At 67.7% G+C, this 23,500-nt stretch carries 20 protein-coding genes; 13 read left to right on the top strand and 7 right to left on the bottom strand.

Annotated features, from left to right (window positions below):
* Nucleotides 1–340: 340 nt before the first annotated feature.
* From VGI12_03030 to VGI12_03045, 4 genes are all read left to right on the top strand, one after another.
* The gene (locus VGI12_03030; GenBank protein HEY2431620.1) at nucleotides 341–718 is read left to right on the top strand and encodes a response regulator; all 378 of its coding nucleotides are present in this window, start codon (nucleotides 341–343) and stop codon (nucleotides 716–718) included.
* Nucleotides 719–720: 2 nt separating this feature from the next.
* A complete protein-coding gene (locus tag VGI12_03035; protein HEY2431621.1) occupies nucleotides 721–1,398 on the top strand; it encodes a carboxypeptidase-like regulatory domain-containing protein in 678 nt (225 codons plus the stop codon).
* 453 nt (nucleotides 1,399–1,851) lie between these two features.
* Nucleotides 1,852–2,664 carry a hypothetical protein gene (locus VGI12_03040; protein HEY2431622.1) on the top strand — a complete coding sequence of 271 codons (813 nt, stop codon included), beginning with the start codon at nucleotides 1,852–1,854 and terminating at the stop codon, nucleotides 2,662–2,664.
* On the top strand, nucleotides 2,661–4,004 hold the full coding sequence (locus VGI12_03045) for a hypothetical protein (protein HEY2431623.1): 1,344 nt from the start codon (nucleotides 2,661–2,663) through the stop codon (nucleotides 4,002–4,004). Before VGI12_03040 ends, VGI12_03045 begins: the two co-directional genes overlap by 4 nt.
* A gap of 433 nt (nucleotides 4,005–4,437) precedes the next feature.
* Here the strand turns inward: VGI12_03045 and VGI12_03050 are convergent, their stop codons facing one another.
* Nucleotides 4,438–5,037: a hypothetical protein gene (locus VGI12_03050; GenBank protein ID HEY2431624.1), complete on the bottom strand. Its 600-nt coding sequence runs from the start codon at nucleotides 5,035–5,037 to the stop codon at nucleotides 4,438–4,440.
* A gap of 117 nt (nucleotides 5,038–5,154) precedes the next feature.
* On the opposite strand from VGI12_03050, the gene VGI12_03055 reads away from it, so the two are divergent.
* The 4 genes from VGI12_03055 to VGI12_03070 all read left to right on the top strand — a co-directional run bounded on the left by VGI12_03055 (nucleotide 5,155) and on the right by VGI12_03070 (nucleotide 8,490).
* Entirely contained in the window at nucleotides 5,155–5,856 is a 702-nt protein-coding gene (locus VGI12_03055) for a hypothetical protein (GenBank protein HEY2431625.1), read from the top strand.
* Nucleotides 5,857–5,935: 79 nt separating this feature from the next.
* Nucleotides 5,936–6,511 carry a DnaJ domain-containing protein gene (locus VGI12_03060; protein HEY2431626.1) on the top strand — a complete coding sequence of 192 codons (576 nt, stop codon included), beginning with the start codon at nucleotides 5,936–5,938 and terminating at the stop codon, nucleotides 6,509–6,511.
* Nucleotides 6,508–8,043: a sulfatase gene (locus VGI12_03065; protein ID HEY2431627.1), complete on the top strand. Its 1,536-nt coding sequence runs from the start codon at nucleotides 6,508–6,510 to the stop codon at nucleotides 8,041–8,043. Before VGI12_03060 ends, VGI12_03065 begins: the two co-directional genes overlap by 4 nt.
* Nucleotides 8,044–8,079: 36 nt before the next feature.
* On the top strand, nucleotides 8,080–8,490 hold the full coding sequence (locus tag VGI12_03070; protein ID HEY2431628.1) for a hypothetical protein: 411 nt from the start codon (nucleotides 8,080–8,082) through the stop codon (nucleotides 8,488–8,490).
* Nucleotides 8,491–8,544: 54 nt separating this feature from the next.
* Here VGI12_03070 and VGI12_03075 read toward each other — a convergent pair whose 3' ends face one another.
* Nucleotides 8,545–10,755, bottom strand: coding sequence for a GDSL-type esterase/lipase family protein (locus VGI12_03075; protein HEY2431629.1), 2,211 nt, complete (start codon nucleotides 10,753–10,755; stop codon nucleotides 8,545–8,547).
* Between VGI12_03075 and VGI12_03080 the strand changes: the two genes are divergently transcribed.
* Both VGI12_03080 and VGI12_03085 read left to right on the top strand, forming a co-directional pair.
* Nucleotides 10,756–12,876, top strand: coding sequence for a PQQ-binding-like beta-propeller repeat protein (locus tag VGI12_03080; protein HEY2431630.1), 2,121 nt, complete (start codon nucleotides 10,756–10,758; stop codon nucleotides 12,874–12,876). It abuts the gene before it with no gap.
* Nucleotides 12,877–12,936: 60 nt separating this feature from the next.
* Nucleotides 12,937–14,496: a nucleoside hydrolase-like domain-containing protein gene (locus VGI12_03085; protein HEY2431631.1), complete on the top strand. Its 1,560-nt coding sequence runs from the start codon at nucleotides 12,937–12,939 to the stop codon at nucleotides 14,494–14,496.
* 15 nt (nucleotides 14,497–14,511) lie between these two features.
* Here VGI12_03085 and VGI12_03090 read toward each other — a convergent pair whose 3' ends face one another.
* Genes VGI12_03090 through VGI12_03100 form a run of 3 tightly spaced genes read right to left on the bottom strand, consistent with a single transcriptional unit; the run spans nucleotide 14,512 to nucleotide 17,795 of the window.
* On the bottom strand, nucleotides 14,512–15,297 hold the full coding sequence (locus VGI12_03090) for a Nif3-like dinuclear metal center hexameric protein (protein HEY2431632.1): 786 nt from the start codon (nucleotides 15,295–15,297) through the stop codon (nucleotides 14,512–14,514).
* Nucleotides 15,294–16,223 (bottom strand): Nif3-like dinuclear metal center hexameric protein, encoded by a 930-nt coding sequence (locus VGI12_03095; GenBank protein ID HEY2431633.1) that lies wholly within the window; start codon nucleotides 16,221–16,223, stop codon nucleotides 15,294–15,296. The genes VGI12_03090 and VGI12_03095 overlap by 4 nt, the downstream gene beginning before the upstream one ends.
* A gap of 6 nt (nucleotides 16,224–16,229) precedes the next feature.
* Nucleotides 16,230–17,795: a carboxylesterase family protein gene (locus VGI12_03100; protein HEY2431634.1), complete on the bottom strand. Its 1,566-nt coding sequence runs from the start codon at nucleotides 17,793–17,795 to the stop codon at nucleotides 16,230–16,232.
* 77 nt (nucleotides 17,796–17,872) lie between these two features.
* On the opposite strand from VGI12_03100, the gene VGI12_03105 reads away from it, so the two are divergent.
* A complete protein-coding gene (locus VGI12_03105; protein HEY2431635.1) occupies nucleotides 17,873–18,355 on the top strand; it encodes a GNAT family N-acetyltransferase in 483 nt (160 codons plus the stop codon).
* A 44-nt stretch (nucleotides 18,356–18,399) separates the two neighbouring features.
* Here the strand turns inward: VGI12_03105 and VGI12_03110 are convergent, their stop codons facing one another.
* Nucleotides 18,400–19,590: an ATP-grasp domain-containing protein gene (locus VGI12_03110; GenBank protein HEY2431636.1), complete on the bottom strand. Its 1,191-nt coding sequence runs from the start codon at nucleotides 19,588–19,590 to the stop codon at nucleotides 18,400–18,402.
* Between the two features lie 155 nt (nucleotides 19,591–19,745).
* Between VGI12_03110 and VGI12_03115 the strand changes: the two genes are divergently transcribed.
* Nucleotides 19,746–19,907, top strand: a complete 162-nt coding sequence (locus tag VGI12_03115; protein ID HEY2431637.1) for a hypothetical protein — start codon at nucleotides 19,746–19,748, stop codon at nucleotides 19,905–19,907.
* A gap of 15 nt (nucleotides 19,908–19,922) precedes the next feature.
* Here VGI12_03115 and VGI12_03120 read toward each other — a convergent pair whose 3' ends face one another.
* A complete protein-coding gene (locus VGI12_03120) occupies nucleotides 19,923–20,456 on the bottom strand; it encodes a hypothetical protein (GenBank protein ID HEY2431638.1) in 534 nt (177 codons plus the stop codon).
* A 38-nt stretch (nucleotides 20,457–20,494) separates the two neighbouring features.
* On the opposite strand from VGI12_03120, the gene VGI12_03125 reads away from it, so the two are divergent.
* Nucleotides 20,495–23,458, top strand: a complete 2,964-nt coding sequence (locus VGI12_03125) for a TonB-dependent receptor (GenBank protein ID HEY2431639.1) — start codon at nucleotides 20,495–20,497, stop codon at nucleotides 23,456–23,458.
* Nucleotides 23,459–23,500 lie beyond the last annotated feature (42 nt).

Genomic DNA, 23,500 nt, shown 5'->3' on the forward strand with positions numbered 1-23,500 from the left:
CTCGCTGATCGCCAGGCCGTCCCGTAACCGCATTCGGCGGACTTTCGCGTACATCGCCAGGGTGTGCACCTCGTATCCCTAGCAGGCCTCCACGCCTGCCAGGACATCGGAACACCCTGGTCAATTTTCGGTGAGCAGAACTGCGATTCCCTGGTCAGTTTTCAACGAGCGGCAAAAGCCTGGCTTGAGGCTAGTGCTGCTGTCTGGTGTTTCGCTCTAGTTGCCGACGCTCAGCGGGGTGGCGCGGCGCATTCTCCGAGAGCGCCTGAAGCCATAACCCTAAGCGACTACCACCACGGCTCAGCTTTGAGGCCGTCCCTAATTTTTGTATCCTCGGCGGGTGACGCGTCGGCGCATCCTGCTGGTCGAAGACGACGCCGACCTGCGGCGCATGTTCCGTCAGGTGCTCTCGTTCGGCGGCTTCGATGTGGAGGAAGCTGGCGACGGTTTGCGGGCCCTGCACCAAATCGATAACCGCCCGCCCGACGCGCTCGTACTCGACCTCGGCCTTCCGATCATCAGCGGGCAAACGGTGCGGGCGGAGCTGGCTGCTCAGGCTCATACGCGACAGATTCCGGTGATCGTCGTCACGGGCGATCCGGGCGACTTCGATAGCCTCAACGTCGCCTGCCTGCTGCGAAAGCCCGTCAGCCCGGACCGCCTGCTCCACGTCGTGCAGGACTGCATCGCTCGCGGCGGCGCGGCCGTGAAGAGCTGAACATGACCGGCGCCGTGTTCGTCCGTCTTGTTCTGGTCGGTTCGATCACCTTGTCTGCCGAAGGCTGCGGATCGCAGCCGACCCAACCCGACCCGCGAATTCCACCTGCCGTTGGTCCTCCGTCATCCATGCAAATCAACACCTGGCACTTCGGCACGTCGACGTCTACGGCGCACGTGATTGCGACGTGGGGCGATCTCTACTCGACTTCTCGCGATGTGACCGCTGAAGCCCGGTGGACGTCGAGCTCGCCGGACATCATGGCGGTGACCGGCCCGGGTGCATTCACCTCAGTGTCACCGGGCGATGCCGACGTGCGGGCTGAGTTCAACGGCGTAGCGGTCGTCCAGTCGCTTCGCGTGTACGTCGGCGAGGGACCGCTGATGGTGACCGACTGCGCCAACCCAAGCAGTTGCTTCTACACCGACGCCGTCCGCGATTCGACGAGGTCCTTTCCCAGCGACGGCATCGAGGGCGCGACTGTGACCATCACCAGCGGTCATAACGCGGGTCGGTCCGCTGTGACGGACACGAACGGCTACTTCCAGTTCTTCTCGCCGCTCGTCTGGGGACCGATCACGATCCGCGCCAGCAAGTCGGGATACCGTGACGGCGAGGTCTCCTGGATTATGGGCGAGACGTCCTCGCCTCCACTGTTGCTTGTCCCTCAGACGAACTGACCTTGAGTTGCCGATTGGTTCGTATCATCGGCCAAATGGACCGGCGCGTCGCGTCGCTCCTGTCCTGAGCCTGCCTCCGTGCCGCCCCGTCGTGCAGGCCTGCATGGGAATTGGAGGAACGATCGTCTGCCTGCTGGCGATGCCCGCTTTCGAATCCCCGATGAATGCTCCGTTCGCCGCCGTCGGCATGTGTATCAACTCATGGGGCGCAGCCGCATGGATGCTGTCGAGATCGGACCATCTTGCTCCACGAATCGATCCGATCGCTTGGATCACCTGATTCGAAAGTAGCCCCGCTTCGCGTGCCGTGTTGTGTTGGCGGAGCCGGTTGGCTGAAATTCCCGGCACACCCCGTGGCTCACGCGGGCCGATCAGGCGGCCTGAGTCCTGCAGACAGTACGCCGTCTCGCCGGATTGCCCGCCGCCGGCGCGATCCGCCGGGTCCGTAACGCCATGCCTGTAAGACTGATCGCAATTCTGAGTCTGCTGCGCTTGACGGCCCATGCGCAGGCGCCTGTCGAAGACGGCGTGCGTGCGATGTTCCGCGGGGACTACAAGGCCGCCGCAGCCATCTTCCGGCCGCTCAGCCAGGGCCCGGGCTCCGACCCCGTCGCGCAGTTCCTCCTGGCTACGTTGTACGACCGGGGCCGCGGCGTGGATGCGAATCGCGGCAACGCCTGCACGCTCTTTTCGGACGTCGGAAAGTCGACGCACCCGCTCGCGCTGCCGGCGACGGAGATCCTCGAGTCGATGCGCCAGGAGATGGGGCGCGGCGCGATGCTGCTGTGTTCTGGCGCTCCGCTGGCGGAACAGACCGCCGGGTCGTTCGCGCTCGGACCCGGCCAGCGCGTCGACATCACCGCGACCGCCATAGTCGTCACCTACAACGGGAGCGAGCGGCGGATCGCCAGCGGGTTTCCACCCGGTTGGGTTCCGCTTCCGACGCTGTACACGCCGCTCGACGTCACGCATCCGACGGCCGGACGCCGGCACTTTCTCCATACCTTTGCGTGGTGGCGCGATCCGAACGACAACTCGTCGCAGTGGCGCCTGGGTTGGATGTTGAACGAAGTCGTTGCCGGAGAGTACCTCCCGGTCACGGCGGACCCCGGCATCATGACGGCATCCGGTCCACAGCCGCCCGGGGGTGTCGATGCCGCACGGCTCGTGCGGGTCTTCGTGAACTCGGCTGGCGAGGTCGAATGGAATGTCGGCAGCCGCGATGCGCCGCGGCGGGGCCTGGTGCCATGGCGGGACCCGAAATGAGCGTGCGCCCCGCGCTCGCGGCTCTGTGCGTCGTGCTCGTGGCGTCAACGGCGGAGGCGCAGAGCACCGTCGCGGATGGCGTGGCCGCGCTCGCGCGAGGCGATGTCTCGCGCGCCGCCGACATTCTCCGTTCCATCGCCGAGGACTGGCATCAGAACGATCCTGCTGCCGCGTTTTTTCTTGGAACGCTCTACGAAACAGGCGATGGCGTCCCGGCCGATCCGGTGCGCGCCTGCGCGCTCTACAGCATCGCAACCATGGACGGCATGTTCGGAGAGATCGCAGGCAGGCTGGCCAAGAAGCTGCTCTTCTCGCATGACCATGCGTGGCAAGACCTGTGCGCGGTGACCATGCAGGTCGGGCTCGACCACCGCTTCGAACCCGCGACGTTCCTGCTGTCGCCCAATCACACGGTCGAGTGGACGCTCACAGGCGCGACGATCACGTACGGCACAGAGGTGCGCGCACACCCGATTCGCAATGCCCCACGCGGCGCGCTCTTCCTCCCGCTCTCGCAGACGGACGTGCCCGCGGCCGCGGTCGGATCGCCGCCGCAGCATTTCATCCAGCTCGCATTTTGGGAACCATCCGGCAAGGGGTGGACGTTGCACTGGTTCCTGTACGAGGTGGCCGGCGTCGAGCTGAATCAAGTGGCGAGCGAAGGCGCGCTGCTGCGATCGGCGTCGCCCGAGCGGCCTGACCAGGGAGCGGTCGACCCGCGGACGCTCGTCGATTTCCACCGGAACGACCAGGGCCTCCCGGCCGTTACGATTCGCGCGGCTGATGGTCCGAGAACCGTCCTCATCGAAACGTTGACCGAGAAACGCGCCGGGCAGGCGCGCGACGCCGCACGGGCTGCCGCAGACGGGCGCGTCGACTGGAAAAAAGATCAGGACCCGACGCGTCCTCCGAGGATGCAGTACGCCGACGCCGAGGGTTGCCAAATGGGATTCGCCTACGCGTGGACGGCCGATCGTGCCGAGGCGCTGGCACTCAGACGGAACTCTCCCGAGCCGCTGGCCTCGGATAGTCGAGCCGCATCCGGAACGTTCGAGATCGCGCCGGCCAGCAGGTTCAGTGTCGAGGTCCACGTCTATCAGCGGGCGGTGCGTGACCCGTTCTGTACGGACGTCATGTTCGAGAAACCGGTCGAAACCGTCTGGCGGGCGGTCTCAGGGACGGTCACGCTCGAGGTCTCTCCGCCGGGCATCGTCGCGCGTCAGCCAGACGCGCGGCGCGCGACGATCAGGATCGCGGGTGCCGTGTTCGTCAGCGACGCGGGCGCCCGTCTGCAGGCCCCGACGATCGTGTTCAGCGCGTTGGTCCGCGGCGGCTTCTGACGAGGCAGGAACTGGTTTGACGGAACGCCGCTGAAGGGCTCCTGCATCGGCCGACAGAGCGAGGACGGCGATTACGGGCGCGCCGCGCCTGACGTTATCCGCCGACGTTGCTGCCAGAGTCGTCGAACGGCCTCCCGTTCCAGACGCTTCTGCTTCACGCTTGCGGGAACCCCCAGCGCGAATGCGCCTCCGATGGCAATGCTCAGGAGCCACCCCGGAATGTGTGGTCCCGTCAGCGCCAGCAGCAGAGCCGCGACGATGGCCACCCATGCGATGGTTCGACCGAGCCTGAGAACGCGCATGATCACGCTGCCTCCGCCAGACGGGCGCACACATCGCACGGCCGTCTGATTGGAGTCTACAACGAGGGTCTTATCAGCTGCAAAACGGCCGGGCGGTATCACCACCGGGCTGCTCGGGCCGGGATGCGCAGCTATCGTGCGTTGCCGGCGAGCTTCTCGCACACCGTGACCACCGGCGGCTGCGGCCTCGACGAGGGCGAAGCCGGCATCGGGATGTCGCACTGCAGAAACGCGATGAGCGCCCGCGACGATCGGATCACCTTCAGGTTGTGATCGCCGCCGAGCGTGACGCGCGGCGCGACGCTGAGCGCGCGCCGCACATGCCCGCCCTCCGGTCGATCGACGCCGTCGACCAGCACCGCATTCACCGTGCGGAGCGCAATCGGCGGCAGTGCCCCGATCGTCACGACACCCGCGCCGAAGTCCGCGTCGTACCGGATCTCTACGTCGCCGAAAAAGCGGAACTCCGAGACGTGCCCGCCAGCGCCGCCACCGGTAAGATGCGATCCACCGCCGCCGGATCGACCCATGCCGCGCCTGAACCATCCTGCACCGCCGCGCCACAGGATCATCAAGTCGACGTTGTCGTCAGTGCCGGAGGCATGGCTGCAGTAGGTCGCCAGGACCGTCGCCGAGATGATGTTGGTCTCGCACGAGGTCAATTCGCGCGCCTGAGCGCCTTGGACAGCCGCAAGCAGCATCAGGAGCGGCACGAGCCGTGCGCGCGCCATACGCCGACGATTCTAACCAAGCTTCCGGCTGGTCTCATCCCGCAGGACCTGGTGTCTAATCGAGACACGTAGGCGATTCGCACCGGAGGCACCATGCGCAAGAGGACGAAGGTTGTCGTGCGGGTCGGCATCCTGGTGATGTCGACTGCGTTGGCGAGCGGCTGCCAGTCGAAGCCATCCGATTGCGGGCCGACTCCGTCGTGGGCGGAGCGAGGCTCATCCTCGCTCGGCGAGTTCATCAGCCTGAGCGACCGGCTGGCAGCAGGGCGGGTGAGGAGCCTCAACCGCACGGTGACGGTCCTCTCGGGCGGGACCGGCCTGCGGGTCGCGGCCGCCTCCGGTGAGGGACTGATCTGGCTGGAGGGAACGGATTTCTCGAACGGCACGATCGAGACTGCCGTGTGCGGTCGCGACATCGACTCCGAAAGCTTCGTCGGAATCGCGTTCCACAGGCGAAACGACGAGACGTATGAGGCCATCTACCTCCGCCCGTTCAACTTCCGCAGCAGGTCGTCCGACCGTCGGCAGCACGCCGTGCAATACATCGCGGTGCCAGGGAATGACTACGGGCGCCTGCGGGCGCAGTCTCCAGGCGAGTTCGAACACGCGGTGGACCCTTCCGTCGACCCGAACACGTGGAACAGACTGCGGGTGGTCGTCGGCAGCGGCCGCGTGCAGGTATTCGTCGGCGATGCCGCCACTGTGGCACTGGATGTCCGTGCGCTGCAGGCCGAAGGCAACGGACAGGTGGGCCTCTTCGTGGGCAATGGCAGCGACGGTGTCTTCACCAACCTTCGCCTTGTGAGGGGATCTCGATAGCGACTGCGGCCTCGGCTGCGCTTCGCGACGACGCGCGGCCACCGGCGCGCGTTTGCGTCGATCGGGCGCTTCCGGCATCATGGCCAGCACCGTGGGCAACGAACCGCCGACCGACTACTACGAGACGCTGCAGATCAGCCCGAACGCCGACGCCGACACGGTCCAGCGCGTGTTCCGGATGCTGGCGCAGCGCTTTCATCCCGACAACGCCGAGACCGGCAATCCCGAGCGCTTCCGCTCTCTGCATGAGGCGTATTCCGTCCTGAGCGTGCCCGACAAGCGCGCCCAGTACGACGTCCACCATCAGGGGCTGCGTCAGGAGCGCTGGCGCTTCGCCGCGCAGGTCAAGAGCAGCGACGACTTCGAGCTCGAGCAGCAGATGCGCTGTACGCTCCTCGAGATCCTCTACGCCAGGCGGCGCGCCGAGCCGTCGAACCCGGCCTTTTCGCCGTTCGACCTTCAGCAGCTCACAGGACAGCCGCGCGAGCATCTGGAGTTCACCTTCTGGTACCTGAGCCAGCGGAAGTTCGTCACCCGCGACGATCAGTCGCGCCTCACCATCACGGCCGACGGCGTCGACTACGTGGAGGCCAATCGCGGCGGCGGCCTCCGCCGGCGGCTCACGGCGACGACCGAAGAGGGCGCGCGCGAATGATCGACCTGGCGCGAAACATGCGTTTTCACATCTCTGTCCGTCCATTGGGTGTGTGCCTGCTGGCCTTCGCCGCCGTGGCGGTGCTGGCGAACGGATGCGCGCGGACGCCGCCGCCGGCGCGACGCCCCAACATCGTCTTCATCCTCACCGACGACCAGCGCTGGGACGCGATCTCCCTGCAGGGGCACAGCGGCCCGCTGAAGACGCCGAACATCGATCGGATCGGCAAGGAGGGCGTCTACTTCAGGAACACGTTCGACACGACGTCGCTCTGCTCGCCGAGCCGCGCGACGATCCTGACCGGCGTCTACGCGCACGTGCACGGCGTGACCAACAACTTCACCGAGTTCCCCCCGGAGACCGAGACGTGGCCGTTGCTGCTGCAGCGCGCCGGATACGAAACGGCGTATGTCGGCAAGTACCACATGGGGGAGAACAACGACGACAAGCGGCCCGGCTTCGACTATTTCGCGTCGCATCGCGGCCAGGGCGTCTACGTCGGCACCGAGTGGCGCATCAACGGCGGCGAACGGCACGTCATCCCCGGCTACTACACGACCATCGTCACCGATCTCGCCGAGCAGTGGATCCGCGGCCGCCGCGGCGACAAGCCCTATGCGATCGTGATCGGGCACAAAGCGCCGCACAGCTTTTTCGTGCCGGAGGACAAGTACAAGAACGCCTTTGCCGACGTGCACGTTCCGTATCCCGCGTCGGCCTTCATGCTCGACGACAAACCGGACTGGTACAGGCAGCGCATGCCGACGTGGCACGGCATCTACGGACCGCTGTTCGAGTTCCGTAAGAACTTTCCCGACGCGAGCCCGGAAGGAGTAGCGGCGTTCGAGGAGATGGTGCGCTCGTACTGGCGTGTCATCCTCAGCGTCGACGACAGCGTCGGACGCATCTACTCGCTGCTGCAGGAGCGCGGCGAGCTCGACAACACCGTGTTCATCTTCACGACCGACAACGGGTTGCTCAACGGCGAGCACGGCCTGGTCGACAAGCGGACCGCGCACGAGGAGTCGCTGCGGCTGCCACTCGTGGTGCGCTATCCCGGACTGACGCCCCCGTCGCAGCCGCGCGTCGTCGACCAGATGATCCTGACCACCGATTTCGCGCCGTCGATTCTCGACATCGTCGGACTGCCGATCGGTTCGAAAATCCAGGGACGATCATGGAAGCGGCTGGCGCAGGGGCAGCCCGATGCCGGCTGGCGGACGAGTTTCGCGTATCTGTACAACTACGAGAAGCAGTTCCCGTACACACCGAACGTGCGCGCGCTTCGTACCGGAGAGTGGAAGTACGTCCGCTATCCGAACTCGGCGACGCCGCACCTGTCGGAGCTGTATCACCTCACCGAGGATCCCCTCGAGCTCGTCAATCTGATCGACGACCCGCGGTACCGCTCCAGAGTCAACGATCTGCATGCCGAACTCGATCGGCAACTGATCATGCTCGGCGCCTGGCCCGACAGGATGCCGCTCGACGAAGGCATCGGGAAGGATCTGCCTGCCGCCAGCATCCGCTAGGCTCCGGGCCGGGCGGGCTTGGCGTAACATGGGAGCATGTCTCTCGACGAACGCGCCTTCTTCAACGAGAAACCGGAGACCCGGCAGGGACACTTCACGTGCCCCAAATGCCACCGTGCCGGTGAGTTCAGCATCCGCTGGGTGCGCCGCACCAAGAAGGATCGCCTGCCGCCCAGCGCGCGCGACGAAGATCGCACCCGCTTTGCCAAGCTGCGCGACTATCTGCTGCGGCTCGACGACGAGGTGGTGTGCAAGGCGTGCGGAAAGAGGTTCGAGATCCCGTCGCAGCAGTCGATGGTCTTCGTGGATCAGCTCGGCGGCCTGCCCAACGACGACGACCTCGAGAAGGAGATAGCGGCTGCGGAAGGAGAATCGGCCTCGCCGAAAGCCGAGAAGAAGCCGGAGCTGCCGGCGCGGTTCCGCCAGAACGCCAGCAACTGGAAGTAGCCGTTACCGGGAGGCCTCAGCCGTTCGACCCGGTTCGACACCCACGCCGGCTGCTCACCGCTTCTTCGACGCCGACGGATCGCCGGTGGGCGGTGGCGCGTGGTCGGTGGCGGCCGGCGGACCGAGCAGCTCGCGCAGGATGGGCTTGAGCGCGTCGGCCCACGCCTGGTAACCCTTCAACGTCGGGTGCAGCTTGTCGCCGTTCATCATCCCGTCGTAGAGCTTTCCGTCCTTGTCCGCCAGCTTGTCGTTGACATTCAGGAACCGGATGGTCCTGCCGTCGGCGAGCTTCGCGAGGTTCGCGTTGATCTTCACGATCTCGGGCATCACTGCCATGTTGTCGTTGCGCGGGAAGATCGCCGTCAGGATGATCGTCGCGTTCGGCGCCTTCTGGCGTGAGAGATCGACGATGCGCGTGACGCCGGCGGTGATGTCGTCGACCTTCGTTGCGTCGCCGGGGCGGTTGCCGACGTTGTTGGTGCCGGCGAGGATGACGATCACCTTCGGGTTGACGCCGTCGAGCTCGCCGTTGTCCAGGCGCCAGAGGATGTGCTCCGTCTTGTCGGCCCCCCAGCCGAAATCAGCGGCGTTCCAGCCCCAGAAATTCTCCTTCCAGTTGGCGAGATCGTCCGGGTAGTCGGTGGCGCCCCACCGGCGCGCGATCGAGTCCCCCTGGAAGTAGACGTCGGTACCGCCGGCCTTCGCCTTGTCGAGCAGATCCTTGTGCGCCTGCACGGAATTGGCGTCGACGCGCGGAACGGGCCGCGTTGCCGGCGAGACGAACGTGTAGTTCAGCATCCGATCGGCCCACGGAATGAAGTAACGCCAGTTGGGCCCGTCGGTGTGGCCGCCGTCGTGCTGGCGCCAGGCGAGCTGGCCGGTCATCAGCGCGGTGTTCACCGGCGGCATCTTCTCGGTCTTGTAGTCGTCGGTCCTGCCGAGATCCTTGCCGCCGAGCAGGCGGAACACCGGCTGCGCCGCGATCGCCGCCATGAAGCTGCCCTGGTGATCGAGCCACTTGGCGTCTCCCTTCTCGGGGACGCCGTAGCTGATGAAGGTCGGCCTCGGCGCGCAGAGCGCGATGAGCTCGTGCGCGTCGACGGGGAGGTCCGCCGGCGTCTTCTTCCCGAACGATGATTCGTCGGTGCCGTATTTCAGGAAGTTACCCGCCATCCAGTGGTACTCGCCCGATCCGGTCAGGTTCTCGACTGCTTCGCCCCAGTTGCGCCGGTGCAGCTTCGCGCCTCCTTCGCCCGACGAGCCGACGAGCACGACGGCGAAGCGCTGGTCGTAGGCCATGGTGACGAGCGCCGCCTTGCCGTAGCGCGACACGCCTTCGATGCCGACCTTCTTCGCGTCGACGGTGCTGTCGGTCTCGAGGTAGTCGAGCGCGCGCGATGCTCCCCAGGCCCAGGCGCGCAGGGCGCCCCAGTCGTCGGGCTTGCGCGGCTGTCCGGCGTTGACCAGCCCGATGATGCCGCGCGTCAGGCCGGCGCCGTTGTCGGCCTGGACGCTGGTCGGGTTGAGCGCGACGTAGCCCCAGCCGCCGGCGATGAGCTGCTGCGTGGCGGGCAGATCGGAAGCGGCGGCGTTGGCTGGGGGCGCGCCGAAGCCGCGGCCTCCCGGCGGCGGTGTCCATCCCGGCAGCAGGAACGCGCCGCCGAACATGATCATGACCGGCACCGGCGTCCTGGTGTCGGCCGGCGTCACCAGCCCGGCCTCGATGTTGACGTCGATCGCCGGGAACTTCGCGTTGTCCACGCGGCCGGTGAGCTTCTTCACCAGCACCGGCATGCCCCCCAGCGTCGTCTTTTCCGACCCCGTCACTGTCCAGACGACCTTCGGGGCGTTCTTCGGGACGCGACCAAGCACTTCGCGATCGAAGTCCTCGACGATCTCCGGCCGCCGCTCCTGCTCCCACACCGCCGCCGTCGTGACCTTCTTCCCGTTCTCGAGCGTGAGCACGTCGGGCAGATCGGGATACGGATTGGCGGTGGCCTCGTCGTAGCTCGCGTGGTTGGGCGCCTGATCGTTGCCGCTCGGGCCTGGGCGCAGCTTCGTGATGCCAAGCTGCTCCATCATGTTCTGGTGGTCCTCGGCCGCGGTCCACGTCTTCGGCATCGGCATGCCGGCGGGCACCTTTGCGGCGTCGAACGGAGGCGGTGGCGGCGGACCCTGCTGGGCGGCCCCGATGCCGAGGACGCCCGGCGCCGCACTCACGGCCGCGATCAGCACGAACGTCCGGACGAGGTATTCTGCGCGCATATGCCCCGCATCTTATCTGTCTTTGCCGTCGCGATGGCGGCCGCGATCGTCGCGGCGCACGATGCGAAGGGGCCGGGGGAGTGGGGCTATGGCGGCGGTCCGGAGCAGATTCGCTACTCGCCGCTGACCGCGATCGATCGGAGCAACGTGTCGAGTCTCGCGGTGGCCTGGTCGTACGACACCGGCGAGCCTGGCCCAATGCAGACCCAGCCAGTCGTTGTGCCAGGGGTCGGGGGCGCGCCCGACGTGCTGTACGGCTATACGCCGACACACAAGGCGTTCGCGATCGACGCGGCGCGCGGCACGCCGCTGTGGACGTTCGATCCGGGCATCAAGGGCGTCGGACCGAACCGCGGCGTCATGTACTGGACGAGCGGCTCCGATCGACGGGTGTTCGCCGCGGTCGACAACTTCATCTACGCGCTCGACGCGGCGACCGGCAAGCCGATCACGACGTTCGGCCGCGACGGCCGCATCGATCTACGCGACAACCTCGGACGCGATCCGAAGACCCAGGGCGTGCGGCTCACGACGCCGGGCGTGGTCTACCGGGATCTGATGATCGTCGGCGGCCGGGTGGGCGAGGCGCTGCCGACGGCGCCCGGCGATATTCGCGCGTATGACGTCCGGACGGGAGCGCTTCGCTGGTCGTTCCACACCATTCCGCATCCGGGCGAGCCGGGATACGAGACATGGCCGCCGCGCGCCTGGGAATACAGCGGCGCCGCCAACAACTGGCCCGGCATGGCGCTCGACGAGAGCACCGGCATCGTCTATGTGCCGACCGGCTCGGCGGCGACCGACTTCTACGGCGCCGATCGCCTCGGCGACGATCTCTACGCGAACTGCCTGCTGGCGCTCGACGCGGCGACAGGGAAGCACCTCTGGCACTTCCAGTTCGTGCGCCACGATTTGTGGGACCGCGACCCGCCGTCGCCGCCGAGCCTGGTCACGGTGACGCGCGGCGGACGCCGCGTCGCGGCTGTCGCGCAGGCGACCAAGCAGGGCTATGTGTTCCTGTTCGATCGTGCCGATGGCACGCCGCTCTTTCCGATCGAATACCGCGGCTATCCGGCGAGTACGGTGCCGGGGGAGCGTGCGGCCGCCGAGCAGCCGCTGCCGCTCGCGCCGCTGCCGTTCGCGCGCCAGCGCCTCACCGCCGACATGCTGACGACGCGGACGCCGGCGGCGCGGCAATGGGCGATCGACGCGTTCAAGGGGATGCGCAGCGACGGCCAGTTCGTCCCGTTCGGAATCGACAAGCCGACGGTCGTGTTTCCGGGTTACGACGGTGGCGCCGAGTACGGCGGGCAGGCCTTCGATCCAGAGACCGGCCTCTACTACGTGAACGCCAACGATCTGGCGTGGACGGGGCAGCTGGCGCCGGGCACCGGAGGGCAGAGCGGCAAGGGGCTTTATCAGCAGCAGTGCGGACTCTGTCATCGCGACGATCGCGCTGGCACGCCGCCACAGATCCCGACGCTGATCGGGATTCGCGATCGCCGAGCCTTCTCGGAGATCGTCGACACTGTGCGGCGGGGAGCCGGCCGGATGCCGGCGTTTCCGGCGCTCGAACAGACCGCCGTCAACGCGATCGTGCAGTACGTGTTGACCGGCGAGGATACTCCCGTGACGCCGGCCGGGGCGCCATCCACCGCCAGCGGTGCAGTACACCCGCTGATCAACAGCGACTATCGCTTCACCGGGTATAAGAAATTCCTCGATCCCGACGGCTATCCGGCGGTGGCGCCACCCTGGGGCACGCTCAGCGCGATCGATCTCAACTCAGGCGAGTACGCGTGGAAGGTGCCGCTTGGCGAGTATCCCGAACTGGCGGCACTCGGCCTGAAGGCGACCGGCAGCGAAAACTACGGCGGCCCCGTGGTGACCGGCGGCGGCCTCGTGTTCATTGCCGCCACCAACCATGACCGCAAGATCCGCGCATTCGACAAGGCGAGCGGCGCGTTGCTCTGGGAATATGTGCTGCCGTCTTCCGGCAACGCGACGCCCGCGGTCTACGAGAGCGGCGGCCGCGAATTCATTGTCGTGGCCGCCGGCGGCGGCAAGTCGCCGCAAGGCGGTCCGGGCGGGATCTACGTCGCCTTCGCCCGGCCGAAATGATGCCGCGGGCCGTCCCGCGCTGCGCCGCGCGACCGGGTGCGTGATACGTTCTCGTCGATCATGCGTAATCGCGTCGCCATCGTCGCGGCCGGCCTGGGGCTGGCGCTCGTTCGGCCGCTCGCGCAGGCGCCTCAGCTGCCCGATCCCATCGCCTCGCGCATCGATCCCTACGTCGAGAAACAGCGCATCGTCGTCATGACCGACATCGCCAACGAGCCGGACGACCAGATGTCGATGGTGCGTTTCCTGGTCTACTCGAATCAGTTCGACGTCGAGGGGCTGGTGGCGGCGACCTCCACGTGGATGCGGCAGCGCGTGCGTCCTGACGTGATCCGCACGGTCGTCGACGCCTATGCGGAAGTGCGGCCGTCGCTGCTCGCCAACCAGCCGGGCTTTCCCGATCCGGGCGCGCTGCGCGGCGTGATCGTCTCAGGACAACCCTCGTACGGCATGGCCGCGGTCGGTCCAGGCAAGATGTCGGACGGCGCGGCGCTCATCCTGCGGGCCGCCGACAAGCCCGATCCGCGGCCGCTGTGGGTGCTCGCCTGGGGCGGAACGAACACGCTCGCGCAGGCGCTCCTCGAGGCCCGTACCTCACGTCCGTCCGCCGATCTCGATCGGCTCGTCGCCAAGCTGCGCGTCTACACGATCTCGGATCAGGACGATGCGGGCCCGTGGATCCGCCGGGAGTTTCCGTCCCTGCACTACATCGCGACGCCGTCGACGCAGGACGGCGAGCAGTACTACTCGGCCACATGGACGGGCATCAGCGGCGACCGCTTCTACAAGAACGCGCCCGGCGCCGATTTCACGACCTTCACCGACGCGTGGGTCAACGCCAACATCCGCGCCAAAGGACCGCTCGGCATGCACTACCCGCTGCCGTGCTGTATTCACGAGGGTGACACCCCGACGTTTCTCGGCCTGATCGACAACGGCCTCGACAGCTTCATGAGTCCCGCCTACGGCGGCTGGGGCGGACGCTACGTCTGGCGCACGCCGTCGGGCGAGCCCCGGCCGTTCTGGACGCAGGGGGGCGATTCGTACCCCGGCCGCGACAGCTCGCGCGACACGGTCACCGGCACCGACGGGCGGATCTACACGAGCGATCAGGCGACCATCTGGCGATGGCGCGACGCGTTCCAGCACGACTTTGCCGCGCGCATGGACTGGACGATCAAGGACGCGAAGTCCGCCAACCACAACCCCGTCGTCGTCGTGAACGGCGTCGGCGGCCACGCGCCAATCGCGATCGAGGCGAAGGCGGGCGTGCCGCTGACGATCGATGCCTCCGCGACCCGCGATCCGGACGGCAATGCGCTGTCGTACCGCTGGTTCTTCTATCCGGAGGCGGGCACGGGCATTCCGGGCCGGCCGGTCGCGACGGGCCGGGAGGTGGCGATTGGCGGCGGCGGGACGCACGAGGAAGGCGGCATCCCGTCGGCGCCGGAAGGCGGCCCGAAGGATCCACCCGCACGCGTGACGCTCGCGGATGCGTCCACCCCACGCGTCACCGTGACGCCGCGCGTCCCCGGAACGTCGCACGTCATTCTCGCGGTCGAGGACAATGGCTCGCCGTCGCTGACGTCGTACCGGCGGGTGATCCTGACGATACGGTGAACGCGGCGCCGCGATCTATGCGCGCGGCGGGCCGAAGGGCTCGCCGGCCGGGAGCCACTCGATCGGTACGCCGTTGACGATGCGATGCAGCCAGTCGGCGACTTCGCGCATGCCCCAGTCTTCCGACATCATGTGGCCGAGCAGGATGACCCCGCGCTGACGGCCCAGCGCGTGCGCGTCGAGCGCGTACTCGGCGTTGCCGCCTGACTCCGGCGATTCGCCGCCGATCGACACGTCGATGGCCTGCGTCAGCGCCGGTACGCCGTAGCCGGGCCCCATGCTGATCCGCGTCACCTTCATCTGAGGATCGCCGCAGACGCGAATCGCCCGGCCGCCAAGACGCTTGGCGATATCGGCTGCCAGCGCGCGCAGGGTCGTCTCCGGGACGACGTAGATGCCGCGTTCGCTCGGCGAGACGTACTGCGCGAGCCCGAGGGTGCGCGCCGAGCCGGCCACGAGCGGATCGGGGTGCATCCGGTGCGCGTGATCGTGGAATCGCCAGACCACCAGCTTCTGATCGCCGATGAAGGCGAGCTTCGCCTGATAGGTGGTATCTGCCTCGAGCGCCGCGGTCTGATCCAGGTGGTTGTAGAACGTCGGCTCGTGGGTGATCACGAAGTTGCGTCCGGCCGCCGCCGCGCGGTGGAGCACGTCGAGCGTCGCCATCCCGGTCGTCGCGATGCCCCGGACGGACGTCTCGGGTCGTCCCGCCTTGAACGTGTCGACGGTCGGCTCGCGCCAGGCGATCCCGTCGGCCGCCAGCGCCTGCTGGATGCGCGTCACGACCTCCTGCGCGGTCACGACACCCCCTCCCGCACCCCGGGATCGGACTGGGCGGCCGCGCTCCAGTACGGATCGCCGACGACGATCGCTTCGGCCGGCACCTGCGGTACGACCGAGCGCACCCACGCCGCGCATGCGGCGGCGCTGGGCTCGAGCGACAGGATCCGGCCGACGGCCAGCAGCCCCTTCCGGGGGCGCGCGTCGAGCACGTAGGGCACCGCTTCCCATTCGCGCGGCTCGCCGGCGAGGATGACGTCGGCGCGCGGCATCCGCGCCACGGTGGAGGCGAGATCGGTCGTCCCGGGGCTCAACAGTACCGTCTGCACGCGCATGTCTGGCGGGCCGAGCCAGCGCAGGCCGCCGCGCGCGTGCAGCTTCGTCCGGACGTGCTCGATGAGCGCGTCGAGCCGCGTCTCGGGAATGCTGTAAATCGCGTCGGCGTCGGCCACGCCGTACGCGCTCCAACCCAGCGCGTTGGCGAGCGCGGTGACCGGCTCGCTCGGCTTGCGCGCGTTCCAGTGTTCGCTGAACCGCCAGACCACGAGGTGATGGTCGTCAACGAGCGCCTTCTTCGCCGCATAGACGGGATCGCCGGCGCGGCCGCCTCCATCCTCGGCGCCGGTATAGAAGGTCGGCTCTTGGGTCACGATGAAGTTGCGGCCGGTTGCCGCGGCGCGGCGCAGTACGTCGGCCGTGGCCATCACGGTGGTCGCCACGCCGGTAACGAGCGTCTCGGCCGTTCCGGCCTTGATGCCGTCGACGTCGCCCTCACGCCACGGCACCCCGGCGCGTTTCTGAAGTTGATCGATCACCTGCGCGGCGGTCAGGCCATCGCCTTGGCCGGTCAGGCCATCGCCCTGGGCGCGGGCGCTGCGCAGGTTGGCGGCGACTGCCGCGGCGGCTGCCGTCGCCAGGAATGCCCGCCGCGTCGGCTGGGACGGCATCGGCGGCTAGCTGCGCGGTTTCGGCGCGAGCAGCGCGCGGAGCAGCGCGAGCTTGTCCACGCTGCCGGCGAGCGGGATCGGCGCGAACGTGTCGCCGAGGTTCATCGTCGCGTCCGGCCGTTCCGCCACGGAAGGCCAGCGGGGAAGGCCCGTGCCGTTGGGATCGCCGTGCGCGGCGAAGTTGGCCCAGTACGACGACATCGTGTCGGCGATGCGCGTGTCGTCGGCGGTGAACGGGCGATTGGAGAACGCCAGCGTGTTCATCGCGTAGGGCACTTCCGACGTGTGGAACGCGCCGTACTGCGCGGCGTCGGGGCCGGGCAGCGTGTGATCCCAGAAGTACGTGTACGCCGCGGTCTTCGAAGTGCCGGCGCGCACCGACATCCACATCGACGTCGTGACGCGCGAGATGTCGCGGGCGCTCGCGTTCTGCGCCGCGCGCGCCTCGTCGTCGGACGCCGCGCCATAGAGCTTCAGGAATTCCGCTGCGCGGTCGCCATAGCGCTGTGCCGCCTGCTTTCGAAACGCCTCGCCGGTGACCGTCGGCTGCGGAACGGCGCCGCCCTCGTCGCGGTTCATGCCGGCCAGCACAGGCACGTCGTTGTAGGCGCCGCTCGCGAGCGCGTCGGCCTCGGCCGCCAGCAGCGCGTAGTTGTCGACGATGGTGCCCCAGCGGATCGGCACGCCGCCGACCGGCGGCGCGGCGATCTGGGACGTCGGCAGCGCGCGCAGCTCGGCGATCGACGCGGCGTTCTTGGCGCGCGCGAAGCGCACGCCGTCCTGTTCGGCGTCGGCCAGCGTGCGCGAGGCCCCGAAGCCGCCGAGCGAGACGCCGCTCTCAGCGATCGCGCGTTGGAACTGCCCCTTGGCAAGCGGACTGACGATCAGATTGCGCACGCCGAACGCGCCGGCCGACTGACCGGCGATCGTGATCTGCGCCGGATCGCCGCCAAACGCCGCCGCGTTCGCCTTCACCCACTTCACCGCCGCGATTTGATCGAGCAGACCGTAGTTCCCCGAGGCGTGATACGACGCCTCCTGCGTCAGGTCGGGATGGGCGAGGAACCCGAATGCCCCGAGGCGGTAGTTGATCGTGACGACCACCAGCCCCTTCGATGCCAGGCCGCTGCCGTCATATACCGGCACCGAACCCGACCCTTCGGTGTTCGCCCCCCCGTGGATGTACACGTAAACCGGGTGCCGTTCACCCGCCGCCGCGGCGGGAGTCCACACGTTCAGATACAGGCAGTCTTCGGCCGTCGGACCGTGCGCCATGAACTCGGACGTCCATGGCTTGCGCGCCTCGACGATGTTCTGCGTGCAGGTGGCGCCAAAGGCGTCCGCCTTGCGAACGCCCTGCCACGCCGCCGCCGGCTGCGGCGCGCGCCAGCGCTGCGCGCCGATCGGTGGCGCCGCAAACGGCACCCCCTTGAACGCCGCGACCGCGCCGTCGGCCGACAGCGTTCCCGCGAGCGACCCTTCCGCGATCCGGACGGTGGTCAACGCGTGGGGCGGGGCCGCCGCGAGCGCGAGCGCACCGCCGAGCAGGATGGAGGCGGCGAGTACTTTCACGGAGGTCATACTACCCGGATTCGCGGCCGGTGTTTCCGTGCGTCGGGTCGGGTCGCGGCTGGTGATAACCTCCGGACGTGCAGGCTACCCTGCGTCCCGCCACCGGTGACGACGCGGACGCCCTGACCGACCTGGCGCATCGCGCCAAGGCGCACTGGGGCTACCCGGCGAGCTGGATGCGGAAATGGGACGCGCAGCTCACCATCCTGCCGGGCTACGTCGAGATGCACGACGTCTGGGTTGCAGAGCGCGACGGCGTCATTGTCGGGATGTGCGCGCTCGAGGATCGGGGCGCACGCTGGATGCTCGAGCACGTCTGGGTCGAGCCTGCGCTCCACTGCGGCGGCATCGGCACCCAACTCGTGCGGCAGGCGCTGCAGGCCGCCGGCGCGCAGCGGGGGCGGACTGTCGAACTGCTCTCGGACCCGTCCGCGACCGGCTTCTACGAAAAGCTTGGCGCCCGCCATGTCGGCGAGGTGCCGGCGCCAATGCCGGGCGCGCGCGATCGCACGCTTCCGCGCTACGTGTTCGATCTGCCTGCGCCGGGACAGTCCACCTGACGGCCGTCCATCATTCAGCGGCGCTGGCCAGGCGTTGCACCGGATCAGTCGGTGGCGCGCGCGGGCGGCGGCGCCGACGCGTGGAATTCCGTCGAGAACCGCGTTCGATATGTTTCGAGCAGGTGCTGCACGCGCGCCGCGTCGCGCGAGGCGACGATCAGGCCCGCATGGTGCCGCTTGTTCACGCGCTGGACGATTTCGCTCTCGGCGTAGCCGCTCAGGTCGGGCCATTCCTGCCGCGCCAGGGACAACACGATGCCCGCGCACTTCTCCCCCGACACCGGTGGATCGTAGTGCCCGCCGTCGCCGGCGATTTCGATCTTTGCCCACTCCTGCCACAGGTTGACGCCGGTGGCCGCTGCGACGACGTCGACGATGTAGGCGCCGCCGACGCGCGCTGAGGTCTCGAGAAAGCGGAGTCGGCCGTCCTCGGCGCGGATGAACTCGGTGTGTGACGCGCCTCGGCCCAGCCCGAACGCCGCCAGCAGCCGGGCATTGAGCTCTTTCAGGGCGACGACGAGCGGGTCGCGGTCGTCGAGGGTCTGCGTGACGAAGATGCCTCCTTCGTGCGCCACCGCCATCGGTGGCATCCCGTAACGGCTGGCCGTCGCGAAGACGACGCGGCCGCCGAACACCAGCGAGTCGACGTGAAACACGTCGCCCGGAACGAACCGCTCGAGCAGGAATTCGGCGCGATCGTCGGCGAGCGTGTCGAGCGCCTCGCGAAGCTCGTCGCCGCTGCCGATCCGGCGGATGCCGATCGCCGCCGCCTGGGATCGCGGCTTGAGCACCCACGGCGGCGCAACGCGCGACGTCCACTCGCGCAGCGCCTCCTCGTTGACCGGGTGCACGAAGTCCGGACACGCGATGCCGGCGGCGCGAGCGCGCACCCTCATGGCGAGCTTGTCGCGGAACCCGCGGGCTGCGGTCTGTCCGAGGCCCGGGACGTTGAGATGCTCGCGCAGCATCGCCGCCGGTTCGACGTCGAAGTCGTCGAGCGCGACGATCCGGTCGAGCCGCTCGTGCCGGGCGAGATAGGCAGCGCCCTTCCGGATGTCGGCGTCCGGCATGTCCCGGCGGACGTAGTAGGTCCCGTCGATCGCCTCGCGCGGCCAATCCGCCTCGCGCAGCGTTTCGTCGGTCACGAGCAGTACGCGGCACCCCTGACGCCTTGCTTCGCGCAGAAATTCGTCCCCCTTGCGGTAGGTGGCGACGCAGAGCAGGGTCAGGGGCATTGGGGAATCGGGTGATCGGGTGATCTGGCGATCGGGTGATCGCGTGGACGGCAGATTACCCCATTCGGTGGTCGGGATCCGACGGTGATCCGATCACCCGATCCCCCGATTACCCCGGCACGATCTATGAAATGAGGTTTTCGGATGGAGGGCTAATGCTGAGTTTGCTGACGCGAATCCTGCTCGTGGTTCTGATTGCGGTTACCTTGACCGGCTGCGCCGCGATTGCGGGGATCTTCAAGGCCGGTATGTGGACGGGCATCATCGTCGCCGTCATCGTCATTGTCATCATCGCGGCGCTCGTCGGGCGCGGGTAGCGGCGCGTCGGCCGCTTACGGGACGAAGCGTAGCGACGCCACCAGGGCGGCGAACGCGTCGTCGGCGGCTCCGATCGTGTTCGCTGGCCCCGTCATCTTGACGTAGTACGGCCCGCGCGGCGTCTCCACGACGGCCGCGCGGAGCCGGAATCCGGGCTTGTTGAAATGCTCCGTGGCGCCCGGCCGCACTTCCGCGACATAGGTCCCAGAGACATCCACCATCGTCACCGTGAGGCCGTTGACCGTCTGCGTGGTCCGCTTCGCCGCGGCGGCGGTCGGCGCTCCGCTGGCCGGCTGGATTTGGCCGATCCATCGCTCGATGTTGGCGTCGACCGTCCCGGCGCCCGTCCCGAAGTAATAAATGACCAGCTCAGCGTCCTCGCTGTCTCCGGCCGCGCGCGGGACTGTGAATTCCGCGACCCGCATGCTGCTCGAGGCGGGCCGGGTGTGCCACGCGGGTGGGGCAGTGAACGCCAGCGACCCGCCCGTCGTCTGGATCCCGGACGGGGCGGCGAGAGTCATGATGAGAGCGGCGGCCAGAAGGGTCATCCGCCCATGCTAACCTGAGCTGCTCAGGAGGAGACCACATGTTTCGACGGAAACCAGCCACGGCGGCGGCGCTGGCGTTGTTCGCGCTGCTCGGGCTGACGCCGGCGGCGGCGTTCGCGCAATCGCAGGCGACCAACGGCAGTATTGAAGGCACGGTTACCGACGCATCGGGCGGCATACTGCCCGGCGTCTCTGTGACCATCACCAATCTCGACACCGGGACGACCGAGACGGTGATCACCAACGATAAGGGACTGTACCGCGCGCCGCTGCTGCCGCTCGGGACCTACCGCATCGCGGCCGAGCTGCAGGGGTTCAAGCGCGCCGAGAAGACCGGCATCACGCTCTCGGTCGGCGAGACGGCTGTGGTGAACGCGCAGATGAGCGTCGGCCAGGTGAGCGAGACGGTGAACGTCTCCGGGGACTCGCCGGCCCTGAACACGGCGCGGATCGACATCGGGCACACGATGAGCACCACAGAGGTCAAGAACCTCCCGCTCGTCGCGCGTAATCCCTACAATTTCGCGCTGGTGCAGCCAGGCGTCACCGGCACCGAGAACGTCGAATTCGGCGTGCCCCACCTGGCGGCCAACGGCGCCTCGATGCGCATCAACTACATGATCGACGGCAACACCAACACCGAGAAGGATCGCGCGGGTCTGCGCCTGCTGCCGATGTCGGAGGTGATGATCCAGGAAGTCAAGGTCGTGACGACCGGCTTCGCGCCGGAGTTCGGCCAGACGATGGGGATGGTCTTCAACGCGGTGACTCCGTCTGGCACCAACGCCTTCCACGGCGAAAGCAGCTATCTGTTCCGCCGCAATCCGTTCAGCGCGTTTCCGTTCTTCTTCGGCTGCGGCAGCACCACGGCGGCGAAGAGCTGTCCGTCGCTCGACTCGGTGGTTGCGGCGTCGGGCAAGTCGGAGTCCGACCTCAAGCCGGCGACGCGGGTCGACACGGGGACGGCGGACGTCGGTGGGCCGATCATCCGCAACAAGCTGTTCTTCTACGGCGGCTGGGAGCAGACGCGCCGCGACCTGTCGTCGACGAGCCTGATCACGGTGTCGCCGTCGGTGGTGGCGTCGGTCGGCGTCGATCCGCAGCCGGCCGCGGCTCCCAACGTGCAGACGGCGAAGTTCAAGATCGGCAAGGGTGACTACCAGGTGTCGCCGGGCACGCGGCTGACCGCGCGCTGGATCCAGTTCCACAACGACGCGCCGTACAACAGCGGCGGCGGGACTGCGACGCTCGAGCGCGCCACCGACTTCCTCGACGCGATGGACTCGACGGCCGCGCAGCTGGTCTCGTCGTTCAGCAGCAACAAGCTGAACGAGGCGCGTTTTCAGTACGCGCACCGGCATCAGAGCTCGGTCGCCAACGCCGACTCGGGCACCGGACCGGCGATCACGATCAGCAGTCCGTCCATCGCGTTCGGCGGTCCGTGGAGCGCGACCGGCCAGGGGAACGCCGGCTTCGATTTCAAGCAGGACATCACGCAGCTGATTGACAATTTCACCTACCTGCGCGGCGCCCACAGCTACAAGGTGGGCTTCGACTACCAGCACATCTACGATCAGCGGACCAGCGCGCCGCAGTTTCTCTACACCTTCCCGACCGTCGACTCCTACAACGCCGCGGAGAGCGGCGCGGCGCCGTTCGGATATACGTCGATGTCGCAGATCACCGGCAACCTGTCGTTCAACATGTCCTCGAATGTCTTCAGCACCTTCGTGCAGGACGACTGGCAGCTGCGCCCCTCGTTGAAGCTGCTCTACGGCATCCGCTACGACCTGTATAAGTACCCGGCCGGCCTTGCCGGGGCGCCGTTGGCCCAGACTCAGAGCTTCAACACCGACAAGAACAACTTCGGTCCGCGCATCGGCGCGGCGTGGTCGATCGACCAGAAGACGGTCCTGCGCGCCAGCACCGGCATCATGTACGACCAGCCGATCCTCGGCGGCTACGAGCAGGCGCTCCAGCTCTCGGGCTCGCCGACCGCGCCCGTCTACACGTTCAGCGGCTCGACGGCTGGCGCGCCGGCGTTTCCCGCTGGCGTGACCAGCGGATCGGTGGCGCAGCAGTCGCCGTGGGCGGTCAACTCGAACTTCGATGTCGGCCACACGTGGCAATCGAGCGCGCAGGTCGAGCGGGCGCTCGGCCACGACTTCACGACGTCGGTCGCGGTGATGTACGCCAAGGGCTCCCAGCTGCCGGTCGTCAACGACATCAACCTGACCAATCCGACCGGCGTGCTGGCCGACGGACGGCCGATCTACAACACGACGGCGAGCGCGGCGACACGCATCGACCCGCGCTTCAACCATATCTTCGAGGTGCAGTCAGTCGGCGAGTCGGACTTCAAGTCGGTCACCTTCCAGGCCGACAAGCGCTTCTCGCGCGGCCTGAGCTTCAACGTCCAGTATTCGTTCGGCAAGGGCACGGACGATACGCCGCTGCGCACGCAGCTGACGGTGCAGGCGGAGGCGGGTCCGTCGGATCCGAGCAACCTGAAGCGCGACGAGGGGCCCAACCCGCTCGACATGCGCCACAGCCTGAACGGCAACATCGTCTATGAGACGACGAGCCACTCGTCGAACGCGTTCGTGCGCGGGCTGCTCAGCAACAACCAGATTGGCGTGCTTCTGCAGTTCAACAGCGGGCTGCCTGCCAACATCCTGGCCGCGACCGACCTCAACAAGGATGCGACGAGCAGCGATCGTCCGATCGGCGTCGACCGCAATTCGCTGTATCTGCCGGTGCGCAAGAACGTCGACATGCGCTACACACGCATGCTGCCGATCCGCGGCACGGTGCGCGCCGAGGTGATCGCCGAACTGAAGAACGTCTTCAACACGGTGCAGATGTCGTCGATCACGACCACGACCGTCACCGACGCAGCCGGCAACCCGACGGCGGCGATTCCGGTCGACCCGTATGATTTCGTCAACCCGGGCGGATTCGAGCAGCGCAAGTTCCAGCTCGGATTCAAAGTCAGATTCTAAAGAGGGAATAGTGTCGGTGCTAGGGGTGCAAACGGTACCAAC

The sequence above is a fragment of the Vicinamibacterales bacterium genome (genome assembly GCA_036496585.1).
Taxonomy (GTDB): Bacteria; Acidobacteriota; Vicinamibacteria; order Vicinamibacterales; family 2-12-FULL-66-21; genus JAICSD01.

Excerpts from the sequence above, each read along its gene's own strand:
- VGI12_03065 (HEY2431627.1), top strand. The coding sequence starts at position 6,508 with ATGATCGACCTGGCGCGAAACATGCGTTTTCACATCTCTGTCCGTCCA.
- VGI12_03110 (HEY2431636.1), bottom strand. The coding sequence starts at position 19,590 with ATGCCCCTGACCCTGCTCTGCGTCGCCACCTACCGCAAGGGGGACGAA.
- VGI12_03070 (HEY2431628.1), top strand. The coding sequence starts at position 8,080 with ATGTCTCTCGACGAACGCGCCTTCTTCAACGAGAAACCGGAGACCCGG.
- VGI12_03095 (HEY2431633.1), bottom strand. The coding sequence starts at position 16,223 with ATGCCGTCCCAGCCGACGCGGCGGGCATTCCTGGCGACGGCAGCCGCC.
- VGI12_03120 (HEY2431638.1), bottom strand. The coding sequence starts at position 20,456 with ATGACCCTTCTGGCCGCCGCTCTCATCATGACTCTCGCCGCCCCGTCC.
- VGI12_03125 (HEY2431639.1), top strand. The coding sequence starts at position 20,495 with ATGTTTCGACGGAAACCAGCCACGGCGGCGGCGCTGGCGTTGTTCGCG.
- VGI12_03060 (HEY2431626.1), top strand. The coding sequence starts at position 5,936 with ATGGCCAGCACCGTGGGCAACGAACCGCCGACCGACTACTACGAGACG.
- VGI12_03040 (HEY2431622.1), top strand. The coding sequence starts at position 1,852 with ATGCCTGTAAGACTGATCGCAATTCTGAGTCTGCTGCGCTTGACGGCC.
- VGI12_03075 (HEY2431629.1), bottom strand. The coding sequence starts at position 10,755 with ATGCGCGCAGAATACCTCGTCCGGACGTTCGTGCTGATCGCGGCCGTG.
- VGI12_03115 (HEY2431637.1), top strand. The coding sequence starts at position 19,746 with ATGCTGAGTTTGCTGACGCGAATCCTGCTCGTGGTTCTGATTGCGGTT.
- VGI12_03035 (HEY2431621.1), top strand. The coding sequence starts at position 721 with ATGACCGGCGCCGTGTTCGTCCGTCTTGTTCTGGTCGGTTCGATCACC.
- VGI12_03080 (HEY2431630.1), top strand. The coding sequence starts at position 10,756 with ATGCCCCGCATCTTATCTGTCTTTGCCGTCGCGATGGCGGCCGCGATC.
- VGI12_03085 (HEY2431631.1), top strand. The coding sequence starts at position 12,937 with ATGCGTAATCGCGTCGCCATCGTCGCGGCCGGCCTGGGGCTGGCGCTC.
- VGI12_03045 (HEY2431623.1), top strand. The coding sequence starts at position 2,661 with ATGAGCGTGCGCCCCGCGCTCGCGGCTCTGTGCGTCGTGCTCGTGGCG.
- VGI12_03050 (HEY2431624.1), bottom strand. The coding sequence starts at position 5,037 with ATGGCGCGCGCACGGCTCGTGCCGCTCCTGATGCTGCTTGCGGCTGTC.